We start from the raw sequence: 22,489 nt of genomic DNA on the forward strand, positions 1-22,489 counted from the left end.
TACTGCATAGCAATTGGGCTACTGCCGAGAGCACGGGATACGCCGAAAGGAGACTTTCATCATGATCACGCGGGATACGTTTCCTCAATTACTCGAATATCTCGGCTTTATAAGGAGTAAAACGATCTTCAGGAAAGAGATCGGCACCGCCATGCTCATCGTCGATATGGACAGCCGGGAGATCCAGTATCCTGAAACTACCGGCTTTATGGTTAACGAACGACAATCGTGCAATTTTTCCAAAGTGGAAAATTTTGTCGTTCTCGAGTGCGTGCACCGGCTATTGGAAAAGGGCTACAAACCCGAACATATGGAACTGGAAGCGAAATGGAAGCTGGGGCATGGCGCCAGCGGCGGGCGCGCCGATATCCTGATCAAGGACAACGCTGGGAAACCGCTCCTGCTTATCGAATGCAAGACGCCGGGGCGGGAGTTCGACAAGGCGTGGCGCAACACATTGCAGGATGGCGGCCAGCTTTTCAGCTACGCCCAGCAGATACCGGAGACGCAATTCCTCTGCCTCTACTGCTCCGATTGCGCCGCAGGGGAGATCACCTACCAGAGCAACATCATCGCCTACAGGGACAACGACAGATATCTTGAGGATAACCCGTCATTCAAGGCGTTCAGGGAACCGGGGGATGCCAAGGCTAAGTATGCCGTCTGGCGCGATACCTACAAGCTGGATTACACCACCAAGGGGATTTTCGAGGACAACATCCAGCCGTATCACATCGGCAAGGACAAGTATTCCCTGGCCGACCTGCACAGCATTTCCGCCAGCGACCAGCAGAAGAAATACCACGAGTTCGCCACCATCCTGCGCCAGCATAATGTCTCCGGTCGGGAGAACGCCTTTGACAAGTTGGTGAATCTGTTTCTCTGCAAGCTGGTGGACGAACTGGAGCACCCGGACGACCTCAAGTTTGTCTGGAAAGGGGTGGCCTACGACAGCCATTTCGATTTGATGGATCGCCTGCAACAGCTCTATCAGGCGGGTATGGGGAAGTTTCTTGGCGAAAAAATCACCTATATCAATCGTGAGCGTGTTTTTGGTGCAATGCGCTTTATTCGGCAGGATCTTGATGTAACGCAACGTGAGGTATGGAAACTTTTTGTTGAACAGAAGTTTTTCACCAACAACGATTTTTCCTTCATCGACGTCCACAACGAAAAGCTCTTTTACCAGAACGCCGAGGTGTTGCTGAAGATCCTGCAGATGTGGCAGGACATCCGCCTCACCAGCGACACGGGACACAATCAGTTTCTAGGCGATATGTTCGAGTTTTTCCTCGATCAGGGAGTCAAACAGTCGGAAGGGCAGTATTTCACCCCCATGCCGATCTGCCGCTTTATTCTGATGAGTCTGCCGCTGGAGAGCATCGTCAAGAGCAGTGCCCACCCACCCAAGGCGATCGACTACGCCTGCGGCGCCGGGCACTTCCTGACCGAGTTGGCGCTGCAACTGAAACCGCTGGTGGCGCAACATACGCAAGCCGACATGGCCGACTATCACCGCACCATCTACGGCATGGAAAAGGAGTACCGCCTCTCCAAGGTGGCCAAGGTCTCGGCCTTCATGTACGGCCAGCAGGAGATCAACATTTGCTATGGCGACGCCCTCATCAATCGGCACAGCGCCTTTTCCGCGATCCAGGACAACAGCTTTGACCTGCTGGTGGCAAACCCTCCCTTCAGCGTGCGCGGTTTTCTGGAAACCCTGCTGGAAGAGGAGCGGAACAACTACACCCTCACCGACGCCATCGACAAGCTGGATACCAACAACAGCATCGAAACCTTTTTCATTGAGCGGGCCAAACAGTTGCTCAAAGCGGGCGGGGTTGCCGGCATCATCCTGCCCGCCAGCGTCCTTTCCAACGGCGGCAGGATCTACACCAGAACCCGCGAAATTCTGCTGCAGTATTTCGATATTATCGCCATAGCCGATTTCGGCAGCGGCACCTTCGGCAAGACCGGCACCAACACCGTCACCCTCTTTCTGCGGCGCAAGGCCACTGCGCCCAACACCGCCGACCATTACCGCGAACGGGTGAATGAATGGTTTGCCACCGACGATAACCAGCCGGTTTACCGGGATGCCCACCTGATCGACCAGTACGCCGCCCACATCGGCGTGGCTGCCGACGATTACAAAACCGTACTGACCGGTGCACCCAACGCCGCCCTGTTGGCCCATGAGACCTTTATCCAGTACCGCACGGCCTTCGATGCCAGCACCGAGATCGTCAACCTGAAGAAGCAGAAGGGATTCAAGGGCAGGCCCCATGCGGAGCAGCAGGCCGAGCTGGACAAGCGTTTCCTGGCCTTTGTGCAGGGGATCGAGCGGGACAAACTCTTGCACTTTGTCCTCGCCAGCCAGCAGCCCAACCGGGTGCTGATCATCAAAAGTCCCGGCGAGACCAAGGCACAACGGCAGTTTCTCGGTTATTTCTGGAGCGATTCCAAGGGGGACGAAGGGATCAAGATTATCCGGGATGCGAACGGCCACCATCTGACGCCGCTTTACGATGAGACAAACCGAGACAATCCGGCCAAGATCAGCCAGTGTATTACTGATAACTTTAATGCCGTTCGTCCTGAGCTTGTCGAAGGACGTGATTCGACAGGCTCACCACGAACGGATATTGTTATACCGCCAGAATTGAGCGACTATGCCAGCACCGCCCGCTTGGTTGATATGCTCGACTTCTCGCGGCTGACGTTTGAGAAACAGTTTCTACTGTCAATTAAGAAGGCTGTGGAAGTGCAGAGTAAATGGCCGTTAAGCAAACTCTCTGATCTCGTGGAAATAATTAGCGGCGGCACTCCGGGTACAAATAATGCCACCTATTGGGATGGCGATATTCCTTGGCTCAGTGTGGCGGATTTCAGTTCAGTCGCTAGGTTTGTTCATGTTGCAGAGAAAAGCATTACAATTGAAGGACTGAATAACAGTAGCACCAAGCTGCTACAAGCAGGCGACATTATCATTTCCGCTCGCGGCACAGTTGGCGCTCTTGCACAATTAGCCGTACCGATGGCGTTTAATCAATCGTGCTACGGGCTTCGTTCAAAGACTGAAGTTACGAATGACTATATCTTCTACCTCTTGAAGCGTGAAATTCAGCAACTCAAGTCTCAAGCGTTTGGCAGTAAATTTGATGCAATCACAATCAAGACATTCGAAGAGGTAAAAATCCCCCTCCCGTCTCTCGAAATCCAGCACCAAATCGTCGCCGAATGCGAAGCGGTGGATGCGGAAGCCATCGCCGCGCAAGCTAACATCGCCACATCCCGGTTATCAATAGAAATAGCTGTCAACGAAGTTATTCTTGGCAGTTTCCCAAAAAAGAAGTTGGGCGATTCAGATATTTCACTTATCAACCCGTCAAAAACCGAGATCAAACAGGTGGATGATGAAATACAGGTTTCCTTTATAGAAATGGCTGCCGTCAGCGAATCGGGTTTCATTATGAATGCCGTTAACCGTCCGTTAAAAGAGTTGCGGAAAGGAAGCTACACCTACTTTGCGGAAAACGATATCATCCTGGCAAAGATTACCCCCTGCATGGAAAATGGAAAATGTGCCGTTGCCGTTGGCCTGACGAATGGCCTTGGAATGGGAAGCTCGGAATTTCATGTGATAAGAGCCAATCCGGCAAACGTAATGCCCAAATATTTATTTCTCCTCCTGAATCGTCAATCTATTAGGACAGAAGCTGCGAAGATTATGACTGGTGCCAGTGGCCATCGCAGAGTGCCAGCCTCGTTTTACGAAACGCTACAAATTCCCGTCCCGCCGCTCGCCGAACAAAAACGCCTCGTTACCGAGGTGGAAAAACTGGAACAGACCATCTCCGCCGCCCAAAATCTCCTGGCAGCCGCGCCTGCCAGAAAACAGGCGGTGATGCAACGCTACTTATGATTGAACATTACTTATTAGATACAGCCACGAATGTGGTGCTGACGGTGGACGAACATTTCCTGGATATTTCGGACTGCTAATACCAACTGCGCGGTAAACCGTGAAGCGTGCAATGAGAGCCCAGAAGGGTCGAAGAGGGGCTATGAAATGATTTCAGAAAAACCGGATTCCTCCGCCGGTGGGAGAAAACGCGATCCGGATTTGATCAATGCGGAAATCGCATTAAAGCGCGCGGCTTTGAAAGCCCGAGAGTTGGCCCGGCAGGCGGGCATAGGTGTTGTCGTGCTAAAGGATGGCAATATCATTGAGGAACGGACGGATCAAGGGAATTGAAAACGTGAGGTATCCATGAAAAAAGATCCCGGAACCGGAAAAAGTGTTGTGCCGGCGGCCACGGTAAATTTGGACGGCTTGCTGGATCAATTGCGAACCTTGATTGTGCAGGCCCGGCAGCAGGCGCTCCGGGCGGTGGACGTGGTTCAGGTGCGCACTTGCTGGGAAATGGGGCGGCATATTGTCGAGTTTGAACAGGGTGGCGCGGAACGGGCAAAATACGGCGCCAAGCTGTTGTCACGTCTTGCCGAACGGCTGACTTCGGAGTTTGGAAAGGGATTTGATGAACGCAATCTCCGGCACATGCGCGCATTTTTTCAGACTTTTCCAATTTGGAACGCACTGCGTTCCGAATTGAGTTGGACCCACTACCGACTTTTAATGCAGTTGGAAGACCGCCGGGCGCGGGATTGGTACATGGCCGAAGCGGCGTCTCAAAACTGGGGCACCCGGGCGCTGGAACGCCAGATAGGCACGTTGTATTATGAGCGACTGCTGGCCAGTCAGGATCGGCCGCCGGTGCGTGAGGAAGCAAACCGCAACCTCGCCACCCTGGAACAAAGCCCACGGGAATTCGTCCGCGATCCGGTCATGTTGGAGTTTCTGGGATTGCCGAACACCGGCAAGCTCCTCGAATCGAAGCTGGAACAGGCCATCATCGAAAACCTGCAAGCCTTCCTGTTGGAACTGGGCAAGGGGTTCGCCTTCGTTGCCCGTCAACAGAGAATCAGCACGGAGTCGAAGGATTTTTACCTTGACCTGGTCTTTTACAACTACATGCTGAAGTGCTTCGTGCTCTTCGATCTGAAAACCACCGATCTGGCCCACCAGGATATCGGCCAGATGGACATGTATGTGCGTATGTATGACGAGCTGAAGCGGGGACCGGAGGACAATCCCACGGTCGGCATTATCCTGTGCGCCAGGAAAGATGCTTCCGTGGTGCGCTTCTCCGTGCTGCATGAAAATGAACAATTAGGGGAGAATAGTATGCTCAAACAAACCAATCCCACCCGGACTAAGGCCTGGAAAAAACTGCGGGCGCATTACAAGGTCATGAAAAACCGGCAGATGAAAGACCTGTTCCGGGAGGACGGGGCGCGATTTGACAAGTTTACCCTGCGCCTGGAGGATATCCGCGTTGATTATTCCAAGAATATCATGACTGCGGAAACGCTGGACCTGCTCGTCTCTCTGGCTGATGAAGTCCAATTATCCGACGCCATTGAGAAGATGTTTTCCGGAGATGCGATCAACGCCACGGAAAAGCGGGCTGTCCTCCATGTGGCCCTGCGGAACGGCGCCGACCGGCCGATTTATCTGAACGGTCGCGACGTCATGCCCGATATTGAGAAAGTGCTGCGCCAGATGGAGGCATTTTCGGCGCAGATAATCTCGGGCGTCTGGCGCGGCTATACGGGTAAACCCATCACGGACATCGTGAACATCGGCATCGGCGGCTCCGACCTGGGGCCCGTGATGGTGACGGAAGCGCTGCGGCCCTATTGGCAGCCGGGCATCCGGCCCCATTTCGTCTCCAATGTGGACGGGACACATATCGCCGAGACATTAAAGCGCCTTGATCCGGAGACGACTTTGTTTATGATCGCCTCCAAAACCTTTACCACCCAGGAGACGATGACGAACGCCCACCGGGCGCGGGACTGGTTTATCAGCCACGCCGGGCAGGCGGAATTCGTCAAAAAGCATTTCGTCGCGATATCTACCAATGAAGCGGCGGTGCGGCAATTCGGCATTGCGCCGGAGAATATGTTCATCTTCTGGGATTGGGTTGGCGGCCGGTATTCGCTGTGGTCGGCAATCGGCCTTTCCATCGCCTGTTCCATCGGATTCGCCAATTTTCGGGAGCTGCTTGCCGGCGCGCAGGTCATGGACCGGCATTTCCGGGAAGCACCTTTCAACCAAAACATCCCGGTGATCCTGGCGCTGCTGGGCATTTGGTACAACAACTTCTTCGGCGCCGCTACCCAGGCCATCCTGCCCTATGACCAGTATCTGCACCGCTTCCCCGCCTACCTCCAGCAGGCAGACATGGAGAGTAACGGCAAGGGCGTGAGCCGCAGCGGCAAGCCCGTCTCCTGGCAGACCGGTCCCGTCATCTGGGGAGAACCGGGCACCAATGGCCAGCACGCCTTCTATCAGCTTATCCACCAAGGAACGAAGCTCATCCCCTGCGATTTTATTGCCCCGGCAATCAGTCATAATCCGGCGGGCGATCAGCACCAGATTTTGCTGGCCAATTTCCTGGCCCAAAGTGAGGCGCTGATGCAAGGAAAAACCTCTGCCGAGGTTGCGGCGGAATTAAAGGCCCAGGGCAAGAGCGCCAAGGAGATCCGGGAGCTGGCGCCCTTCAAGGTATTTAAGGGCAACCGGCCCACCAACTCCATCCTCGTGAAGCAGATTACCCCGCGCACCCTGGGCAGTTTGATCGCAATGTATGAGCACAAGATTTTTGTGCAGGGCGTTATCTGGAATATCTTCAGCTTCGACCAGTGGGGGGTGGAGCTGGGCAAGCAGTTGGCCCGGAATATTCTTTCCGAACTCACGGGTGAAGCCGGTGCAACCTCCCATGACGCCTCAACGAACGGGCTGATCAATGCCTATAAGTTACTGAGAAACAAGGCTGAGCAATGAGACCATAATCACCAATTTACTAACCATTCCGGCAAAAATCGCGGAAGTTGTTTACGGCAATAAAAAACTCCCGCATCATGATGACCCATAAGTAGTGGCCGCGACGCGTCAGGTGCAGGTAAGGAGCCTCATAGCGCAGGCCTCCGAGGAGAAAGAACGCCAGAATGTCCGGCCAGAGGTAACGGTATATGCGGCCGGCGTATTTCTGCTGCAGGTCCGTAAGGTTCAATTTCGTGGCGAAAAGCTTCATGAGGAAATCATAGCGCATCTTGTCCTTCACGGTGAAATGGCGGGAGGCCCAGATGGGCGCTTCGCCCCGGTCGAGCATAGCGATGTAACGGTTGATATCGAAGGTATTGGCGTAACAGACGCCCTGTAGATAGCCTATGGAACCGCTTCCCAGGCCTGCATATTCATCGTAATCAACAATATATTCGTCAATGATTGCCGCTGTGTTTCGCCGCGAAAAGCACCAGGCCGAAGAAAAACTGTAGTCAGGCGTCAATCTTTTTTCAATCTGGCGGTAAAGCGTCTCTTCGTTGCCGTAATCAACCCGCCCCAGGGTATTGATTACCTGCTGCCGCGTCGAGTCGGAGACCATAAGGGGGTAGTAGGTAATCTGGGCGATTTCCAGATCCAGCAGGGTATCCAGGTCTCTGTTCAGCACCTGTAAATCCTGCCGGGGAAAGTTAAAGATCATATCGGCATTCAAGGTGTCAAAATGTCCCCCGGCATTTCTCAACCGGGCCGCAATCTCCTTGCCGCTGCCGTACTTGTCGTAACGGTCCATAGCCTTGAGCAGACCGTCATCAAAGCTCTGGATACCCACCGAAAGGCGGTTGACTCCGGCCCTTTTCAGCACGGCAATATTTTGCTCCGTTAAATGATTCGGGTTGGTTTCCACGGAAATTTCCTGCAGTGGGAAGCATTGCCGGGCACAGGCGATGGTCTCCTCCAGCTCTGCGATCATGATCGTAGGCGTCCCTCCTCCCACATAGAGACCGCGAAAGGCGTAACCCCGGGCCTGGTACATCCTGATTTCTTTCCTCAGGGCGGCAAAATAGCTCCGGCCCAAAGCCTCCTGGAAAACGAGGCGATGAAAGGAACAGTAAGGACAAAGTTTTTCGCAAAAGGGAATGTGCAGATAGAGAAGGCGCGGCATGGCATCGCCCGGCAGGATCTCGCTCTGGCCTCCTGCCTCGAATTGCATGACCCGGGCAAATTCGCGCCGGACCATTTTGGTAATGATACTATTAAACAATATCTTACACCTCAACCAACCCTGACGAACCCGTAAAAAGTCGTCACACCGGTGAAAACCGGTGTCCAGCTTGCTTGTAATATGCTTAAATCCCTGGATTCCGGTGTTCACCGGAATGACGTTTTTGGGGCATTTTCGACTTTTTACCAGGTCATTAACTAACAAAGACCGGGTATTTTAGCAAGTTTATTCCGGCCGGGGTATTTTTTTTGCGTCGTTGCTAAAATGATATTGACAAAATATTGTTTATGTATAGCTTAGGGGCAAATAAACCGCGGCGTGATCGCAACGCCAAAAGGAGGAACGATGTTTGAGGTATCAGAAAAAGCAAGTGAAATGATTAAGGGTTATCTGAAGGACAAGGAAGCTACCCTTGCCATTCGGGTAATGATGCAGGAGGGTGGGTGATCGGGCCCCACATTGGGCATGGCTCTGGATGAGTCACAAGACGACGACGCAGTCTTCACCGACCGGGATGTCAAATACTTAGTGAATAAAACCCTTTTTGAAAAAGTGAAACCCGTGGCGATTGATTACATAACCACTCCCCGCGGGGAAGGATTCAAGCTGTCCTCCAGTATGGACGCTGCGGGAGGTTGCGGTTCTTCGTGCAGTAGCTGCTGATGAGCACCGATGTTGAGGTCTACCGCAAGTTAGTTGCCGAGTCTCCCGAAGAAGATTCCCTGCTGCTGGCACTGGCCTGGGCCTATCACGATGCGGGCAGACCGGAGGAGGCGATCCAATGTTTCGAGCAGCTCTTTGCTAAAGAACTGTCCAGAAAAGTTTTCACGGGCTTTGCCTACGATGAACTGGTGCGGATATATAAGACAAGCGGGCAGTACGACCGGCTGGTTGCGGTCTGTGAAAGAGCGGCGGCGGCCCAGCCGGATGACACACTGCTCCTGGGCGAACTGGGCGCCGCCTGCCTGAAAGCCCGCCTGATCGAAAAGTCCCGGGAGATCTGTCATCGCATCATTGCCCGGGAGCCCGATTCAGCGGCTATCTACTGTCTGCTGGGGGATGTCCACCTGGCCGCCGGAGAATTTGCTCCGGCGGAAAAAGCTTACCGCCGCGCCGCCGGAATTGATCCGGAGGCGGCCGGCGCCTTCTATGGCCGCCTGGCGGCAAGCTATAGCCGGACAGGTGAACACCGAAGAGAAGAAAAAATCTTACGCCGGTGCCTGAAAATTATACCACTTGACCCAATGTACCACTGCCGTCTGGGCGATTGCCTGATCAAGCAAGGTGAACTCGCAGCAGCCGCGGCTGCCTACGAAAAAGCTATAGCCTTAACCCCCGCTTCCGCGGATGTTTTTTACCACCGGTGGGGGAACACCCTGGCCGCCGCCCATTATCATCAAGAAGCCAAGGTGGTCTTCAACTTCAGATCCGCCCCATTTTCTGAAGCGTTTCCTTCATGACACGGTAAAAGGCGGCATTGTCCGTTACCGCCCCCTTGAGGATGGTTCCCACATCGTCAATGTTTTTCTGGTTGATGACGACATTCACGCTCTTGTTGAAGGCCGCCATGTTGTCACCGGTACGATATTTATCACTGATCAAGGCCACGAAAATCTGTCGGCGTGTGGACATGGCCAGCGTTTCCAGGTAGGCCAGGACGTCATTGCGACCCGGCGTGGGGGCATCAAAGTTTTCGTTTACAACTACCATATCGAACAGATGAAATCGCATGCTCTTCAGGGCCTCCCGGGCCGAGGCCGCGGGCGTTGCCTGGTACCCCATTGCCTTCAGGGCGTTCACGAGCTTTTGGCGCACATTTTCGTCCGGTTCGCAGATCAGCACAGTTTCGGCATCGGTATCCACAAAATCAAACGGTTTGTCCGAGGCATCGTATCCACCTGCGGCTACTTCATTAATAAGGCTTTTTTCTTCTTCCATGATGGCTTCTCCTTATCTCGGCTTTTTTCCGTATCCACTATCGATCTCGAGCTTGCCGATATCGGTGGTGGCCTGTCCCTTGGTGCTCTTGACGGAGTCAATCCCCCTGCCCACAACACCTTTGTTGGAAGCATAGGCCTTGGCCGTCTCTTCTGAAATCAATCCCTTTTCATAAAGTCCGATAATGTAATCGTCGAAAGTTATCATGCCGAAGGCCTTGCCGGCCTGGATGATCTCATAAAATGTTTTGCCCTCCTGCTCGCCGTGCAGGATGGTGTCTTTGACGCGCATATTCGTGCCCATAATTTCAAAGGCAGCCACGCGACCGCCGCCTTCCTTGGGCAGCAGCCGCTGGCAAACGATCCAGCGTACCGTATCGGCCAGACGAATTCTCATCTGTTGTTCTTCTTCGATGTTAAACATGCCGAGGATGCGGTTGATGGTCTGGCCGGCGTCAACGGTATGGAGGGTGCTCACCACCAGGTGTCCGGTTTCGGCAGCGCTGATGCCGATTTCCACTGTTTCCCGGTCCCGCATTTCCCCCACGAGGATAACCTTGGGCGCCTGCCGGAGCGCAGCACGCAGGCCGCTGGCAAAGGTATCGAAGTCGCCTCCCATTTCCCGCTGGTTAAATGTGCCCTTCTTATGAGGATGGGTGTATTCCACCGGGTCCTCCAGGGTTACGATATGCACGGACTTCTTCTCATTGATTTCATTCAGTACGCCCGCCAACGAGGTGGATTTGCCGCTGCCCGTGGCGCCTGTAACGAGGATAATGCCGTTTTTTTCCTCCGCCATCTTATAAAAGGCATCGGGCAGATTCAGTTCCTGACAGGTAGGGATTTTCGTTTCCAGTTTCCTGAGGATGATGGAATAGTTGCCGCGCTGCGAGAAGATATTGACGCGAAAGCGGGCCTTGCCGGGCAACTCGTAGGAAGAATCGCAGGAGCCCTGGGCCAGCAGAATTTCGGTCAGGCGGCGGTCTTGATTGATGAGATTAAGCGCGAACATCTCCGTTTGAAAAGAGGTCAGCTTGGGGAAGGGCGGATCAAGTTCCACCCCCGTCAACTGACCGGATGTCTCCACCTGGAAGGGCTTGCCGACCGTAATATTCAGATCGGAAACATTTTTAAAAGCGTCGAGCATCTTTCCCAAGATGTAATCTATTTCCTGTTTTCTCATAAGCTTTCCTCCTTGCGGGAAGCGGCCATCGAAGCTGCCCCTGACTATACCTCCGTAAAATCGGTAGGCGGGGTCTTTAAAAATGGCCGGAATTTGGTCTTATCATTGCTCTTGTTGTAGGCTTCGTCAGGGCTTATCCAGCCTTTGGTCAGGAGCTCCATGATGGAATCATCGAGGAGCTGCATCCCGTATTTCTTGCCGGTCTGAATCATGGAAGGAATCTGGAAGGTCTTTGATTCTCGGATCAGATTGCGCACGGCCGAGTTGGCAATCAGAATTTCCAGGGCGGCGCACCGCCCCTTCTTGTCAATCCTCTTGAAGAGCACCTGGGCTACGACCGCTCTGATGCCATCGGCCAGTGTGGAGCGGATCTGCATCTGTTCGCTTGCCGGGAACACTTCGATGATGCGATCAACGGTCTTGGCAGCACTGGTGGTGTGGAGGGTGCCAAAGACCAGATGGCCCGTTGAGGCGGCCTCAACGGCTAAGGAAATAGTCTCGAGATCTCTGAGTTCGCCGACCAGAATGATATCCGGATCCTCTCGTAAGGCGCCGCGCAGGGCGGAGGAAAAGCTTTTGGTATGCACGCCCACTTCCCGGTGATTCACGATGCAACTTTGGCTTTGATGCACGAATTCTATGGGGTCTTCCACGGTAATGATATGATCTTTGCGGGTCCGGTTGGCTTCATTGATGATGGCCGCCAGCGTTGTTGACTTGCCGCTGCCCGTGGGCCCCGTAACCAGCACCAGACCGCGGGGCAGGGAGGCCAGCTTGCCGACCACCTGGGGAAGACCGAGATTCTCACAGGTGAGAATAGTGCTGGGGATTTCGCGGAAAACTGCCGCTACGCCGTATTTCTGCTGGAAAAAATTGGCCCGGTAACGGGCCAGACCCGGTATCTCATAGGCAAAATCAACATCGCCCGTTTCCTCAAATTGCTTGATCTTATGTTCCGCAGTAATCTCGTACAGGATGGCTTTGAGCATATCATTTTCCAGGACATCGTATTTTATCCTTTCCATTTCCCCGCGAACCCTGATAACCGGTTGCTGTCCGGATACCAGATGCAAGTCCGATGCACCCTGATCATGCATCAATTGAAAGAACGCGTCAATCTTGGCCATACATTACCTCCCCGAGTTATTAGTTAATTATCTGTATCTTCCTGGCAGTAGTTTGGGCTTATATCACATCGTGGCGCCTGAAGCAAACAATCTCTTGACAGCGGTCCATTGCGTCGGGTATGCTGCCGCCACTTCAAAGCAGCCTTTCGTTGTCGTCTTGTGGTTGGGGATGTAGCTCAGCTGGGAGAGCGCGGCGTTCGCAATGCCGAGGCCAGGGGTTCGATCCCCCTCATCTCCACCAATCATTGATCCAACACCAGACAACGAAGTGCAAATGGTTTAACTGAGGTCGGTCACGTTGATGGAAAGGGTGAAATCCATGGGGGGCGGAAGGTTTAACGTCGGTTGACGATAATCCACTCATTCAGGTTGGCCTGGAGAGTCTTTTCAAGCTGAAGGAGGATTTCGAACTGCCGGGGCGTTGTGCTCAAGGAGATAGATCAATATGAAGAAAAATATGCCTAATCTTTACGAATTGATTGATATGAATAACCCGGCTACCATCATGGCAGAGGTCAGCAACATTGCCCTGACGATCAATCCCCAGGTTGACTTCAAACCTCTCGACGGCGTCTATCAGGATGTTCTGCGGTTGTTTGCCGGCAGCTTTCCCGGCTATCAGGGCTGCAAGACCGCCTACCATGATATTTTTCATACCATGGACGTTTTACTGGCCTCCGTAAGATTGGTCCATGGCGCCGCGACGACCGGCGCCGCTTTCAGCGTTGATGATATCAACCATCTTATCCTGGCCGCCCTGATGCATGATACGGGCTATATTCAGCGGCAGAGCGAGTCCGGCGGCACGGGCGCCCAGTTTACGGCCGTCCATGTTGAGCGCAGCATTGAATTTGTATCATCCTATTTCCGGAACCATGCACAGATCAAGGTTGATTTGGAGGCGATGGCCCAGATTCTCCACTGTACGGGCCTGAACACGAATATCGAAGCTATTGCCTTCCGATCGGAGCAAACGCGCCTGCTCGGTTTTATTCTGGGCACGGGCGATCTGCTGGGGCAGATGTCGGACCGCTACTACGTCGAAAAGCTGCCGATTTTGTACCAAGAATTTCAGGAAGGCGGCATTCCGGGCTTTGCTTCGGACGTTGACCTCATGCGGGGAACACCGGGTTTCTATGCTATGTCCAAACAGCGGTTCACCGATGTGCTGGGCGGCGTTAATCGCTTCATGAAAAATCACTTTCGCGCCCGCTGGGATATCAACGATGACCTTTATACATTATCAATAGAAAGAAATCTTGCATTTCTGCAATCCTTTGTCGGCGTCCCGGATTGCAAAACGAAGCCTAAAAGAACATGTCGTCTTCCGGACGGTAACACCCACTCATCCTGAGCTTGTCGAAGGATAAAAGCATATCGGATGGTATGAAAAATATATCTTTTGATGTATGGTAAACGGCAACAAGCAGGGGTTAAGGGGTGATTTTCATCCTTCGTTTTGCACGCCTCGGGCATGGGGATCAATAGGATGTTTTAATAATTCGCTCCCCCTCATCTTTAATAATATTCATCCGCTGCTCAATGGCCAGGGCCTTTGACACTTCCTGCTTACCCTCGTAGTATGCTTTCAGCCGGGACAGATAAGCGAGCAGCGCCTTTTTCCAGCCCTCGGCGGATGCGGTGGCAATCGCGCTTTGCAGCACCGCTTCATTATCCTGCCCCAGACGCACCAGGATGCCAACAGCAACCAATTGGGCAAGCGGTTCGTTGATCTGCGCAATGGCCCGGAGGCTCTCATCGGTCCCTGTCCGCCGTAAGGCTGCGGCAAAATCAAGGTATTGCGCCGGCAACAGCTTTTCATCCACCTGGGCGCTGTTTCCCTGCAAAAAGGTGTAATAATTCCGGTTTGCCGGAGAGGGCTGAACGGCCTCAATCTTCAGGTACTCGGCGCCGGCCAGGTCCTGAAGCGTCGCCGTCTGCAAGGCCATCCGTATCAGGTATGACCTGGCCAGGATTTCCAAATCGCCGCTTTTCTTGATTTCCTTCAGGGCGTCATTAAACTCGAGGGCCGCGATCTTGTCCTGGCCGCTCAGATAATGTTTTTTGTAATTATCCAGTTGATTATTACCGGTGCTTAACCAGGATGCTGCGGGCTTGGTGGTTCCACACCCGACAAGCAACAGGAAGACGGCAATCCATAGGAATTTCTTCATGGCAACTTGATCTCCGGGGCTTTCTTGAAGGGGATTTTTTGCTCTATTTCCTTGACCAGTTCATTCAGGGAGAAGACGGTGGCGTCAATCTGCTCCCGCAATCCTTTCAGGTCCGAGGTGGAAGCGGCGGCATCAGTACTGAGTTTATTGATGTTATCCACGGTCGTGTCCAGCTTCTGCAATTTAGCCAGGACGTCCTGGAGCGACTTGTTGACCACAGGCAGCGTTCCCTCGTCACCGTAAAGCATCGCATCAGTTTTTGCCGCCATCTTGTCTGCTTTTTGCAGAATGCCCTCCACCTGCGCGGTGATATCCTTGGTTTTCTTGATGGACGCGTAGAGGGCATCCAGGCTCTCCTGGTTGCCGATGGCCATCTCCACGAGCGACTTCTTTTGCGCCAGATTGCCCGTCAGTTGTTCCACATGAGCCAGCATCTTCTGGACACTGCCCTGCGGAGCAGCGACGGTGGCCGTGATGATTTCAACATTGCCCGCGATTCTGTTGACCTTGTCGAGCAGGGGGCGGGCTTGTTTAATCGTTTCATTGATATCGCTGACGTTGGTAACTTCCGGAACCTGAGTGGACGACAGGATGGAGCTTTGCAGATTATCCGTTACGACCACTATGCGCGCTGACCCGATCAGCGGTTTGTTGACGATGAAGGTGCTATCCGTTCTAATCCACTTTACGTGACGTTCCGGTATCTTGATTTTTATCAGCACACTGCCGTCATTGCTCAGTTCCAGCGCATGCACCGTGCCGATTTTAAAACCGGAAAACACCACCGGCATCCCTTCCGTCAAGTCTTCCCCGGATTTGGCCGCCAGCGTGAAGGTATGTATCTTGGCAAAAAAGTCTTTTTTATAAGCTACATAGCCAATCGAGGCCGCAATCATGACGCTGGTAATAATCAGGAAGAGCCCTACTTTCAGTTCAATCTTCTGTATCATTTATCAGTCCATATCGGTTTTTTTCCTGGGCGTAGTCCAGGATATCGCACCTGGTAAACAGATCTTCTATCTTGCCCAGGATCTCATAAATAAAGGTTGTATCCTTAAGATAGGGCAGCATCGTATAAGGGCGATCAATGACAATGACGGCCTGGGAAACCATAGCAGCCCGTAACACCTTCACGCAAAACCGTTCTTCTTCAGAGAGCATCGGATTGCGCTTATCGGCAATCCGTTCCAGGCCGAACCTCTGCAGGCTTTGCATAACAAAGGCCCGGGCATTTTTTTGTGATGCCTGCTGATGATTCTGATATACGAGAGCGATATTTATCCACACGTCCAGATTGGATATGAGCGGCACTGTCAATGAAACCATCCCCAGGCGTTGCCCAAGAGTGCCTTGCAAATCAGCCAGTTCCTGAGCGATCGCTTCCTGGTCGGCAAAAAGCCTCACATGGATCTTGCGGTTAATGTCAGCACCTCAATTACAATTATGGCAATAAAAACCTTGACCATGCCGTTGAGTACGGCTACCGGAATGCTCGTCAGGTCATCGGAGGCGTTCAGCCCGGAGCGAATCGGAATCAACGTGATAAAAAATCCGAAGGTAGAACATTTTATCAGCAGAATGAGTATATCAGAAACCTCTGCAGAATTTAACAAAAGATTTGCGTAGGCGTCCAGACTCATATCGAAGATCAGATTGGAAGAGATAAATCCCGTTGCCAAAACAACGATGGAAAATATGCCGCTCAATAAGACCACCGAGACAACGCCACTGATAACCCGGGGGACAAATAGATAACTGATGATGTCAATATGAAATACCTCCAGGGTATGCAGCTCTTTATTGACCTTCATGGTGGCGATTTCAGCATTCATAGCTGAACTGGAACGCAGGGCCAGCAAAAGAACCGTAAGAAAAGGCGCTAATTCCGTAACCACAAAGCCCATAATTATGCGGCCCAGATATTCGGCCAAGCCCAGCGCCTGAAGAATTTGCACAAAAATGCCGATGAGCAAAAAGCCGATGATGATCGAAACGGTTAGAAATAACGGTAAAATCTGGATGGCTGTAAAATATATCTGGTTGATCAACACCATCACCGCGGTGCTGCTATAGGATTTTCTCTGAAATAGTTTCTGCACTATTTTCCAGGCCAGGGAAAAATAATCCTGCCAGGCTTTAGATGTATTGATAGCGGCTTTGCCTACGTACGTAACAGCCGAGAGCATGTGTTGACCCCTTGTTTGTCTCAAGTCTGCCGGATGCTATCATATCAAACACGGAAGCGCAATGGGCATACCGGCGAAAGCCGGTATGCGGAACTGCTAAAGCCACAAGTATTGGTATCAGTATTTTACCGCCAGCCAGATGGTCTCTGCATCCTCCACCGTCCATGCCACCCGGTGCCGGACATGGGCCGGTATGTTTATGTAATCGCCGGCGGTCAGTTCCACGGCAGCGGTTTCTCCTTCAAAAGACAGGGCTGCCTTGCCTTGCAGGAGCAGCACCCACTCGTTGTAATCCTGATCATACCAGAATCCCTCGACCGAGCAGTGTCCTCGTGAAATGATCCGTTCGATCTTGACCGCCGACGATGCGGCCAGGATCTCCGTGATTTCATCGGGGATTTGCTCTGGTATGGTTGACCGGATATTGCCTTTTGCCAGCATGGTATCCTCGCTCCATCAGCATTAACAGTTTCATAATAATTCCCGGCAGTTGTATGCCAGGTGAGAGGCCTTCAAGTTGTAGAATTCCGGCGGCAAACTGGAAGGCCGCGAATTGCTCTCTAGGATCCCGTCCGGGTTCGGCCAGCTCGGCAAGAATATCGTTGAGTGTCGGAATGCCTATCAATTTTCGAAGGACAAAATTAATGATTACGCATTGAACTCAAGCATTTTCTTCAAGGTCGGCATTTTACTGACTTCAGGAAGCTATACGTAGCAAAATCTGTTTTTCTTATTGATGTTGATACGTTACCCTGTGTTTGCAATATCCATAAATTCTGTATCCGTCAAGTTATTTTTTAGAGAATATTTTCATTCCAATCATTGATGTTCTTTTTGAAATGTGCAATATTGGCACCCAATTCTGTTATGGAGGTGAGGAAATGAAAGTTATTGGAATTGTTGGCAGTCCTCGTAAGAATGGCAACACCGAGCTATTGACTGCCCATACGCTCAAAGCAATCGCGGAGGAAGGTTTGGATACTGAACTCATCTCCTTGTCCGGTCTGGACATAAAAGGCTGCACCGCCTGCATGGCCTGCAGTAAGCAAGAACTCTGTTCTATTGATGATGATTTCTTTCCCGTTTACCTCAAGATGAAGGAGGCTGATGGTATAATTCTGGCCTCTCCGGTGTACTATGGCTCAGCTACGGCTCTTATAAAAGCGCTCATTGAACGAGCAGGCTACATCTCACGCTATAATGGCGAGCCATTCAAGGGCAAGGTAGGAGGCCCTTTAGTGGTGGCGCGCAGGGCGGGCCATAACTTCACCATAGCCCAACTGACATTTTGGTTCCAGATTCTGGGCCTCGTGGTGCCAGGTTCAACATATTGGAATGTGGCCTTTGGTCGTGAGAAGGGCGAGGTATTAAATGACGAAGAGGGCATGAAAACAGCCTGGACCTTCGGCAAGAATATGGCTTTAGTGGTGAAAAAGCTTCATGGTTAATACGAACACTGTGGGCGGAGGTATATCGTGCTGAACAAAACCGTCATTGATCACCTCCGGCAGAAGGTCGGCGCCGGAAACGTTTACCACGAAAGAGAGGATCTCCTCGTTTACGGCTATGACGCCACACCGGAAATCGCGGGGTTTCCCGACGTGGCGGTCTTTCCGGAAAACCGGGAGGGATTGCAGGCCGCCCTGGAGGTGAGCCGCTGTGAGGGTCTTGCCGTTACCCCCCGCGGCGCCGCAACCGGCCTCTCCGGAGGCAGCACTCCTTGCCGGGGAGGCATGGTCCTCGGCCTCACGCGGATGAACCGGATCCTGGAGCTCGATGAGGAGAATCTGACCTTGACCGCCGAAGCGGGCGTCATCACGGTTGATCTCTTCAATGCCGCTGCGGCCAAGGGTCTCTTCTACCCGCCCGACCCCGGTTCGCAGAACGTATCAACGCTCGGCGGCAACGTTGCGGAGAACGCAGGCGGCCTCCGGGGCCTCAAATACGGCGTTACCCGAAACTACGTGATGGCCCTTTCCGGCTTCCTCTACGACGGCACTGAATTTCACGCCGGCAACAAATGCGTCAAGGATGTGGCCGGCTACTCACTGCGCGACCTGCTGGTCGGCAGCGAGGGGACACTTGGCATTATCACGGAGGTGACTGTCCGTCTGATCAACCCGCCGCAGGACAAGCGGACGCTGCTCGCCTACTTCCGGGATATCCGGACCGCCGGCGAGGCAGTTTCCAAAATCATCGCCGCGCGAATCACCCCCGCAACCCTTGAAATCATGGACAAGACGACGATCAATTGCGTGGAGGACTACGCCGGAATCGGCCTCCCGCGCGAGATGGGGGCGCTCCTGCTGATCGAGGTGGACGGCCACCCCGCGGTCGTCGCCGAAGAGGCGGAAGGGGTGCGGAAAATTCTCGAGGAGGTCCGGGCGGACGTGATCCGCCAGGCCGCAAACGCCGAGGAGGCCGCCCAGCTCGCCGCCGCGCGGCGGACTGCCCTTTCTGCCGTGGCCCGCGTTTCCCCGACCACCATCCTCGAAGATGCCACCGTGCCGCGGAGCCGCCTCGCCGAGACCTTCGCCGAGATCGAACGGCTCAAGGAGAAATACGGCATCCGCGTCGCCACCTTCGGTCATGCCGGCGACGGCAACCTTCACCCCACAGCGGTGACCGACGAGCGGAACCGGGAGGAGGTTGCCCGGGTCCACGCCTTCTTCTCCGATCTTTACGAAAAGGTGCTTTCCATGGGGGGCACCGTATCAGGTGAGCACGGGATCGGCATCGCCAAGAAGGGCTACCTGCTGCGCCAGTTCGGTGAGGGGGGCATCGGCGTTATGCGCCGGATCAAGCACGCCTTCGATCCGGACGGCCGCCTCAATCCGGGGAAGATATTCCTTGATGCAGAAGTCCCGGGAGGAACAAATGGCTGAGCGCTCTCCCTCGGGCAACTTTCATCCGCAGGACGCCCCGGGTTACGAATCCATCCTCCAGTGCATGCGCTGCGGCTTCTGCCTCGCGGTTTGCCCCACCTATGCGCTGACAAACCGGGAAAGATCGAGCCCCCGGGGCCGGGCGGCCCTTGCCCGCGCCGTCGCCGAGGGGAGGCTGGAATTCACCCCCGCCGTCCGGGACGAATCGTTTTTCTGCTTAGACTGCAAGGCCTGCTCCACCGCCTGCCCGTCCGGGGTCCGCGTCGGAACGATCATGGAGTTCTGCCGCAGCCAGGCACAGGTTTTCCACCCCCCTTCTCTCCCCGCCGGAATGCTGCGGGATTTCATCCTGAAACGGATGCTCCCCTCGCCCGCGCTGATGGAGGGCTCCCTGCTACCCGTCCGCCTCTACCAGCGGCTCGGCCTCCAGTGGGCGGTCCACCGTCTCGGCATCAGCCGGTTCCTGCCTGCCACGCTCGTCAAAATGGAAGGGATTCTCCCCAAACTGACCCCTCCGCTGCGCCTGGAGATTCCCGAGATGATCCCCGCCCAGGGGAAAAAGCGGGGCCGCGTCGGCTTCTTCCTCGGCTGCGCGATGAGTCTGGTCTTCCCGGAGGTGTCCCGCCAGACGGCCCGTATCCTCTCCCAGCAGGGTTTCGATGTCGTTACGCCGAGGGAGGTAAAGTGCTGCGGGGCGCCCCATTTGGCCGAAGGGGACCGTGAAACAGCCAGGAGCCTTGCCCGGATCAACATTGACCTTTTCCTCTCCCTGGACGTCGCTTTTATCGTGACCGACTGCGCCGGCTGTGGCTGTGCGCTCAAGGAATACGAGGAGCTGCTGGAAGGGCGGGACGATCAGGAACGAGTCGGCCGTTTCCGGGCGAAAATCCGCGATATCTCAGAATTTCTTGTGGAGGTCGGCATCCGGACCGAGGAACTCCGGCCGGTACCGCTTAGCGTCACCTATCACGAGCCCTGTCACCTCGTGCACGGCCAGGGTCTTTCCGGCCCGCCGCGTCAGGTCATTCGGACGATTCCCGGGATCGAACTGCGAGAGATGAAGGAATCCAACTGGTGCTGCGGCATGGCAGGCTCCTTCGCCCTGAAGGAACTGGAGACCAGCCGCCAATTACTGGAACGGAAACTCGCCCATGTCCAGGCCACCGGCGCCGACACCCTCGTGACGGCCAACCCGGGCTGCCATCTCCAGCTTGCCTGGGGTGTCCGCGAACTCGGCATGAAACAACCAGTCCTGCATCTTGTGGAGCTCCTGGGACGCTCCCTCCCCGCATGACCTTAACGAGGGAATAACAACCATGTAGGAGGTAACAACCGTGTTCGATCCTAAGGAAAGAATCATGTTATTGCCCTCTACACTCACACCTATGATGCGAAGCGTAACTTCTGTGGATTTGAATTATGGAAAAAGGCAAGTGGTACTGGCGCCGATTTGCTAGACGATGACACGGATTCCACGGCATCGGGCCCGGTGCTCCCCAGGAGAAATTCATGGATCAAAAAAACCATCCGCCCGCTGCACTCGCCTGGCTTGTCTGGGGCCTTGGTGCAGCCTTCTACTTCACTGGTTTTTACCATCGCGTCGCCCCCGCCGTCATGACCGATTCGCTGATGGCCGATTTCCATATCGGCGCTGCCGGACTTGGCAACTTCACGGCCTTTTATTTCTACAGCTATTTCCTCATGCAGGTCCCCACGGGCATTCTTGCCGACTACTGGGGGCCCCGGAAACTACTTGCCGCCGGGTCGCTGGTGGCCGCTGCCGGAAGCATTCTATTTGCCTCGGCCACGTCTATTATCCCGGCGAATATGGGGCGGCTTCTCATCGGTGGAGCGGTCGGGGTTGCCTATGTCGCCATCCTTCGCCTGGCAACACGCTGGTTCGAACCTCGTTTTTACGCCACGTTGGGAGGGCTGACCCTTTTCTGCGGCGTCAGCGGCGCCGTATCCGCCGGTGTACCACTGCATTTTCTGGTTACCCGCTTCGGCTGGCGGCCGGTGATGTTCTTTGCGGCGGCCGTCCTCCTTCTCATCGGGGCTGCGATTTGGCTGATCATCCGGGATGATCCGGCGGAACGGGGATACAGAAGCTTCGCTGTCCCTGAGTCGGAGGTATTATTTTCACTGACCGGGCTCAAAAGCGATCTGGTGATGGTGTTTGGCTACCGTAACACCTGGCTGCTTTCGCTGGTCGGTTGCGGCCTGACGGGATCGGTCCTCACCTTTGCCGGGCTTTGGGGAGTTCCGTTTTTAACGACCCATTACGGGATACCCGTTGCGGCAAGCTCCGCCATTACCTCGACATTGCTCATCTGCTTCGCCGTTGGAGCTATCATGCTGGCCAGCCTGTCCGACCGGATTGGCCTGCGCAAACCCATCCTGTTTATCGGTTCAGTCCTGGCATTGTTCTGCTGGATTCCGATTCTCTTCTTTCCCGGCCTTTCCCTCTGGCTACTGGTTGTCATGGTCATTCTCGTCGGTCTGGCGTGCGGTTCCGTGACCACCGGCTTCGCCTTTGCGAAGGAGTCTGTTCCGTCCCGGTTTGCCGGCACGGTCAGCGGCGTGTATAACATGGGTTCGATGCTGGGGGTCATGATCCTCCAACCGGCCATCGGCTGGATTCTGGATCTCTCCTGGCAGGGAACGATAGCCGGCGGCGTTCGGATCTACTCCTTGGCCGCCTACCGATCGGGTTTTGTGCTGATCGTCATCATCTCGATCTTGTCAGTCCTGGCGATCAGCTTCACCGTCGAGACCCACTGCCGTCAGGAGGGGATCGGGGCAGCAAAGGCACACCGCTAACTTGATTATGTAAGGGCTTTTTGCCCAATGAAAGCAATTTTA

General features: G+C 54.1%; 20 protein-coding genes, 1 tRNA gene and 1 pseudogene. 12 read left to right on the plus strand and 10 right to left on the minus strand.

What is annotated here, in order from left to right:
- Positions 1-61: 61 nt before the first annotated feature.
- The 4 genes and pseudogenes from NT140_03445 to pgi all read left to right on the plus strand — a co-directional run bounded on the left by NT140_03445 (position 62) and on the right by pgi (position 6,913).
- The gene (locus NT140_03445; GenBank protein ID MCX5830936.1) at positions 62-3,925 is read left to right on the plus strand and encodes a restriction endonuclease subunit S; all 3,864 of its coding nucleotides are present in this window, start codon (positions 62-64) and stop codon (positions 3,923-3,925) included.
- Positions 3,926-4,072: 147 nt separating this feature from the next.
- Entirely contained in the window at positions 4,073-4,258 is a 186-nt protein-coding gene (locus NT140_03450; GenBank protein ID MCX5830937.1) for a hypothetical protein, read from the plus strand.
- Positions 4,259-4,273: 15 nt separating this feature from the next.
- Positions 4,274-4,738: pseudogene (locus NT140_03455) on the plus strand (DUF1016 N-terminal domain-containing protein).
- Positions 4,739-4,777: 39 nt separating this feature from the next.
- On the plus strand, positions 4,778-6,913 hold the full coding sequence (gene pgi / locus NT140_03460; protein MCX5830938.1) for a glucose-6-phosphate isomerase: 2,136 nt from the start codon (positions 4,778-4,780) through the stop codon (positions 6,911-6,913).
- 19 nt (positions 6,914-6,932) lie between these two features.
- Here pgi and NT140_03465 read toward each other — a convergent pair whose 3' ends face one another.
- Positions 6,933-8,174, minus strand: coding sequence for a coproporphyrinogen III oxidase family protein (locus NT140_03465; protein ID MCX5830939.1), 1,242 nt, complete (start codon positions 8,172-8,174; stop codon positions 6,933-6,935).
- A 420-nt stretch (positions 8,175-8,594) separates the two neighbouring features.
- On the opposite strand from NT140_03465, the gene NT140_03470 reads away from it, so the two are divergent.
- Positions 8,595-8,798, plus strand: coding sequence for a hypothetical protein (locus NT140_03470; GenBank protein ID MCX5830940.1), 204 nt, complete (start codon positions 8,595-8,597; stop codon positions 8,796-8,798).
- A complete protein-coding gene (locus NT140_03475) occupies positions 8,798-9,595 on the plus strand; it encodes a tetratricopeptide repeat protein (GenBank protein ID MCX5830941.1) in 798 nt (265 codons plus the stop codon). The genes NT140_03470 and NT140_03475 overlap by 1 nt, the downstream gene beginning before the upstream one ends.
- Here the strand turns inward: NT140_03475 and NT140_03480 are convergent.
- From NT140_03480 to NT140_03490, 3 genes are read right to left on the minus strand one after another with little or no spacing between them, the layout of a single operon-like run.
- Positions 9,558-10,073 (minus strand): hypothetical protein, encoded by a 516-nt coding sequence (locus NT140_03480; GenBank protein ID MCX5830942.1) that lies wholly within the window; start codon positions 10,071-10,073, stop codon positions 9,558-9,560. The two genes, NT140_03475 and NT140_03480, sit on opposite strands and share 38 nt — an antisense overlap.
- Positions 10,074-10,085: 12 nt before the next feature.
- Positions 10,086-11,255: a PilT/PilU family type 4a pilus ATPase gene (locus NT140_03485; protein MCX5830943.1), complete on the minus strand. Its 1,170-nt coding sequence runs from the start codon at positions 11,253-11,255 to the stop codon at positions 10,086-10,088.
- A gap of 44 nt (positions 11,256-11,299) precedes the next feature.
- Positions 11,300-12,382 (minus strand): type IV pilus twitching motility protein PilT, encoded by a 1,083-nt coding sequence (locus NT140_03490; protein ID MCX5830944.1) that lies wholly within the window; start codon positions 12,380-12,382, stop codon positions 11,300-11,302.
- 165 nt (positions 12,383-12,547) lie between these two features.
- Between NT140_03490 and NT140_03495 the strand changes: the two genes are divergently transcribed.
- Together NT140_03495 and NT140_03500 are read left to right on the plus strand one after the other, a co-directional pair.
- Positions 12,548-12,623, plus strand: a tRNA-Ala gene (locus NT140_03495).
- A 204-nt stretch (positions 12,624-12,827) separates the two neighbouring features.
- The gene (locus NT140_03500) at positions 12,828-13,736 is read left to right on the plus strand and encodes an HD domain-containing protein (protein ID MCX5830945.1); all 909 of its coding nucleotides are present in this window, start codon (positions 12,828-12,830) and stop codon (positions 13,734-13,736) included.
- A 127-nt stretch (positions 13,737-13,863) separates the two neighbouring features.
- Here NT140_03500 and NT140_03505 read toward each other — a convergent pair whose 3' ends face one another.
- From NT140_03505 to NT140_03530, 6 genes are all read right to left on the minus strand, one after another.
- A complete protein-coding gene (locus NT140_03505) occupies positions 13,864-14,556 on the minus strand; it encodes a hypothetical protein (GenBank protein MCX5830946.1) in 693 nt (230 codons plus the stop codon).
- A complete protein-coding gene (locus tag NT140_03510) occupies positions 14,553-15,506 on the minus strand; it encodes an MlaD family protein (protein ID MCX5830947.1) in 954 nt (317 codons plus the stop codon). The genes NT140_03505 and NT140_03510 overlap by 4 nt, the downstream gene beginning before the upstream one ends.
- Positions 15,490-15,960, minus strand: a complete 471-nt coding sequence (locus NT140_03515) for a hypothetical protein (protein ID MCX5830948.1) — start codon at positions 15,958-15,960, stop codon at positions 15,490-15,492. The genes NT140_03510 and NT140_03515 overlap by 17 nt, the downstream gene beginning before the upstream one ends.
- Positions 15,957-16,742 (minus strand): ABC transporter permease, encoded by a 786-nt coding sequence (locus tag NT140_03520; GenBank protein MCX5830949.1) that lies wholly within the window; start codon positions 16,740-16,742, stop codon positions 15,957-15,959. The genes NT140_03515 and NT140_03520 overlap by 4 nt, the downstream gene beginning before the upstream one ends.
- A gap of 117 nt (positions 16,743-16,859) precedes the next feature.
- Positions 16,860-17,183 (minus strand): cupin domain-containing protein, encoded by a 324-nt coding sequence (locus tag NT140_03525; protein MCX5830950.1) that lies wholly within the window; start codon positions 17,181-17,183, stop codon positions 16,860-16,862.
- The gene (locus tag NT140_03530) at positions 17,131-17,367 is read right to left on the minus strand and encodes a hypothetical protein (protein ID MCX5830951.1); all 237 of its coding nucleotides are present in this window, start codon (positions 17,365-17,367) and stop codon (positions 17,131-17,133) included. Before NT140_03530 ends, NT140_03525 begins: the two co-directional genes overlap by 53 nt.
- Positions 17,368-17,623: 256 nt before the next feature.
- Here NT140_03530 and NT140_03535 point away from each other — a divergent pair, with 256 nt between their 5' ends.
- The 4 genes from NT140_03535 (at position 17,624) to NT140_03550 (ending at position 22,447) form a co-directional block, all read left to right on the plus strand.
- On the plus strand, positions 17,624-18,190 hold the full coding sequence (locus NT140_03535) for a flavodoxin family protein (protein MCX5830952.1): 567 nt from the start codon (positions 17,624-17,626) through the stop codon (positions 18,188-18,190).
- Between the two features lie 30 nt (positions 18,191-18,220).
- Positions 18,221-19,627: an FAD-binding protein gene (locus tag NT140_03540; protein MCX5830953.1), complete on the plus strand. Its 1,407-nt coding sequence runs from the start codon at positions 18,221-18,223 to the stop codon at positions 19,625-19,627.
- Positions 19,620-20,921 carry a (Fe-S)-binding protein gene (locus NT140_03545; protein ID MCX5830954.1) on the plus strand — a complete coding sequence of 434 codons (1,302 nt, stop codon included), beginning with the start codon at positions 19,620-19,622 and terminating at the stop codon, positions 20,919-20,921. Before NT140_03540 ends, NT140_03545 begins: the two co-directional genes overlap by 8 nt.
- A 215-nt stretch (positions 20,922-21,136) precedes the next feature.
- A complete protein-coding gene (locus tag NT140_03550; protein MCX5830955.1) occupies positions 21,137-22,447 on the plus strand; it encodes an MFS transporter in 1,311 nt (436 codons plus the stop codon).
- Positions 22,448-22,489 lie beyond the last annotated feature (42 nt).

This window comes from Deltaproteobacteria bacterium (assembly GCA_026388415.1).
In the GTDB taxonomy this organism is placed as follows: domain Bacteria; phylum Desulfobacterota; class Syntrophia; order Syntrophales; family JACQWR01; genus JAPLJV01.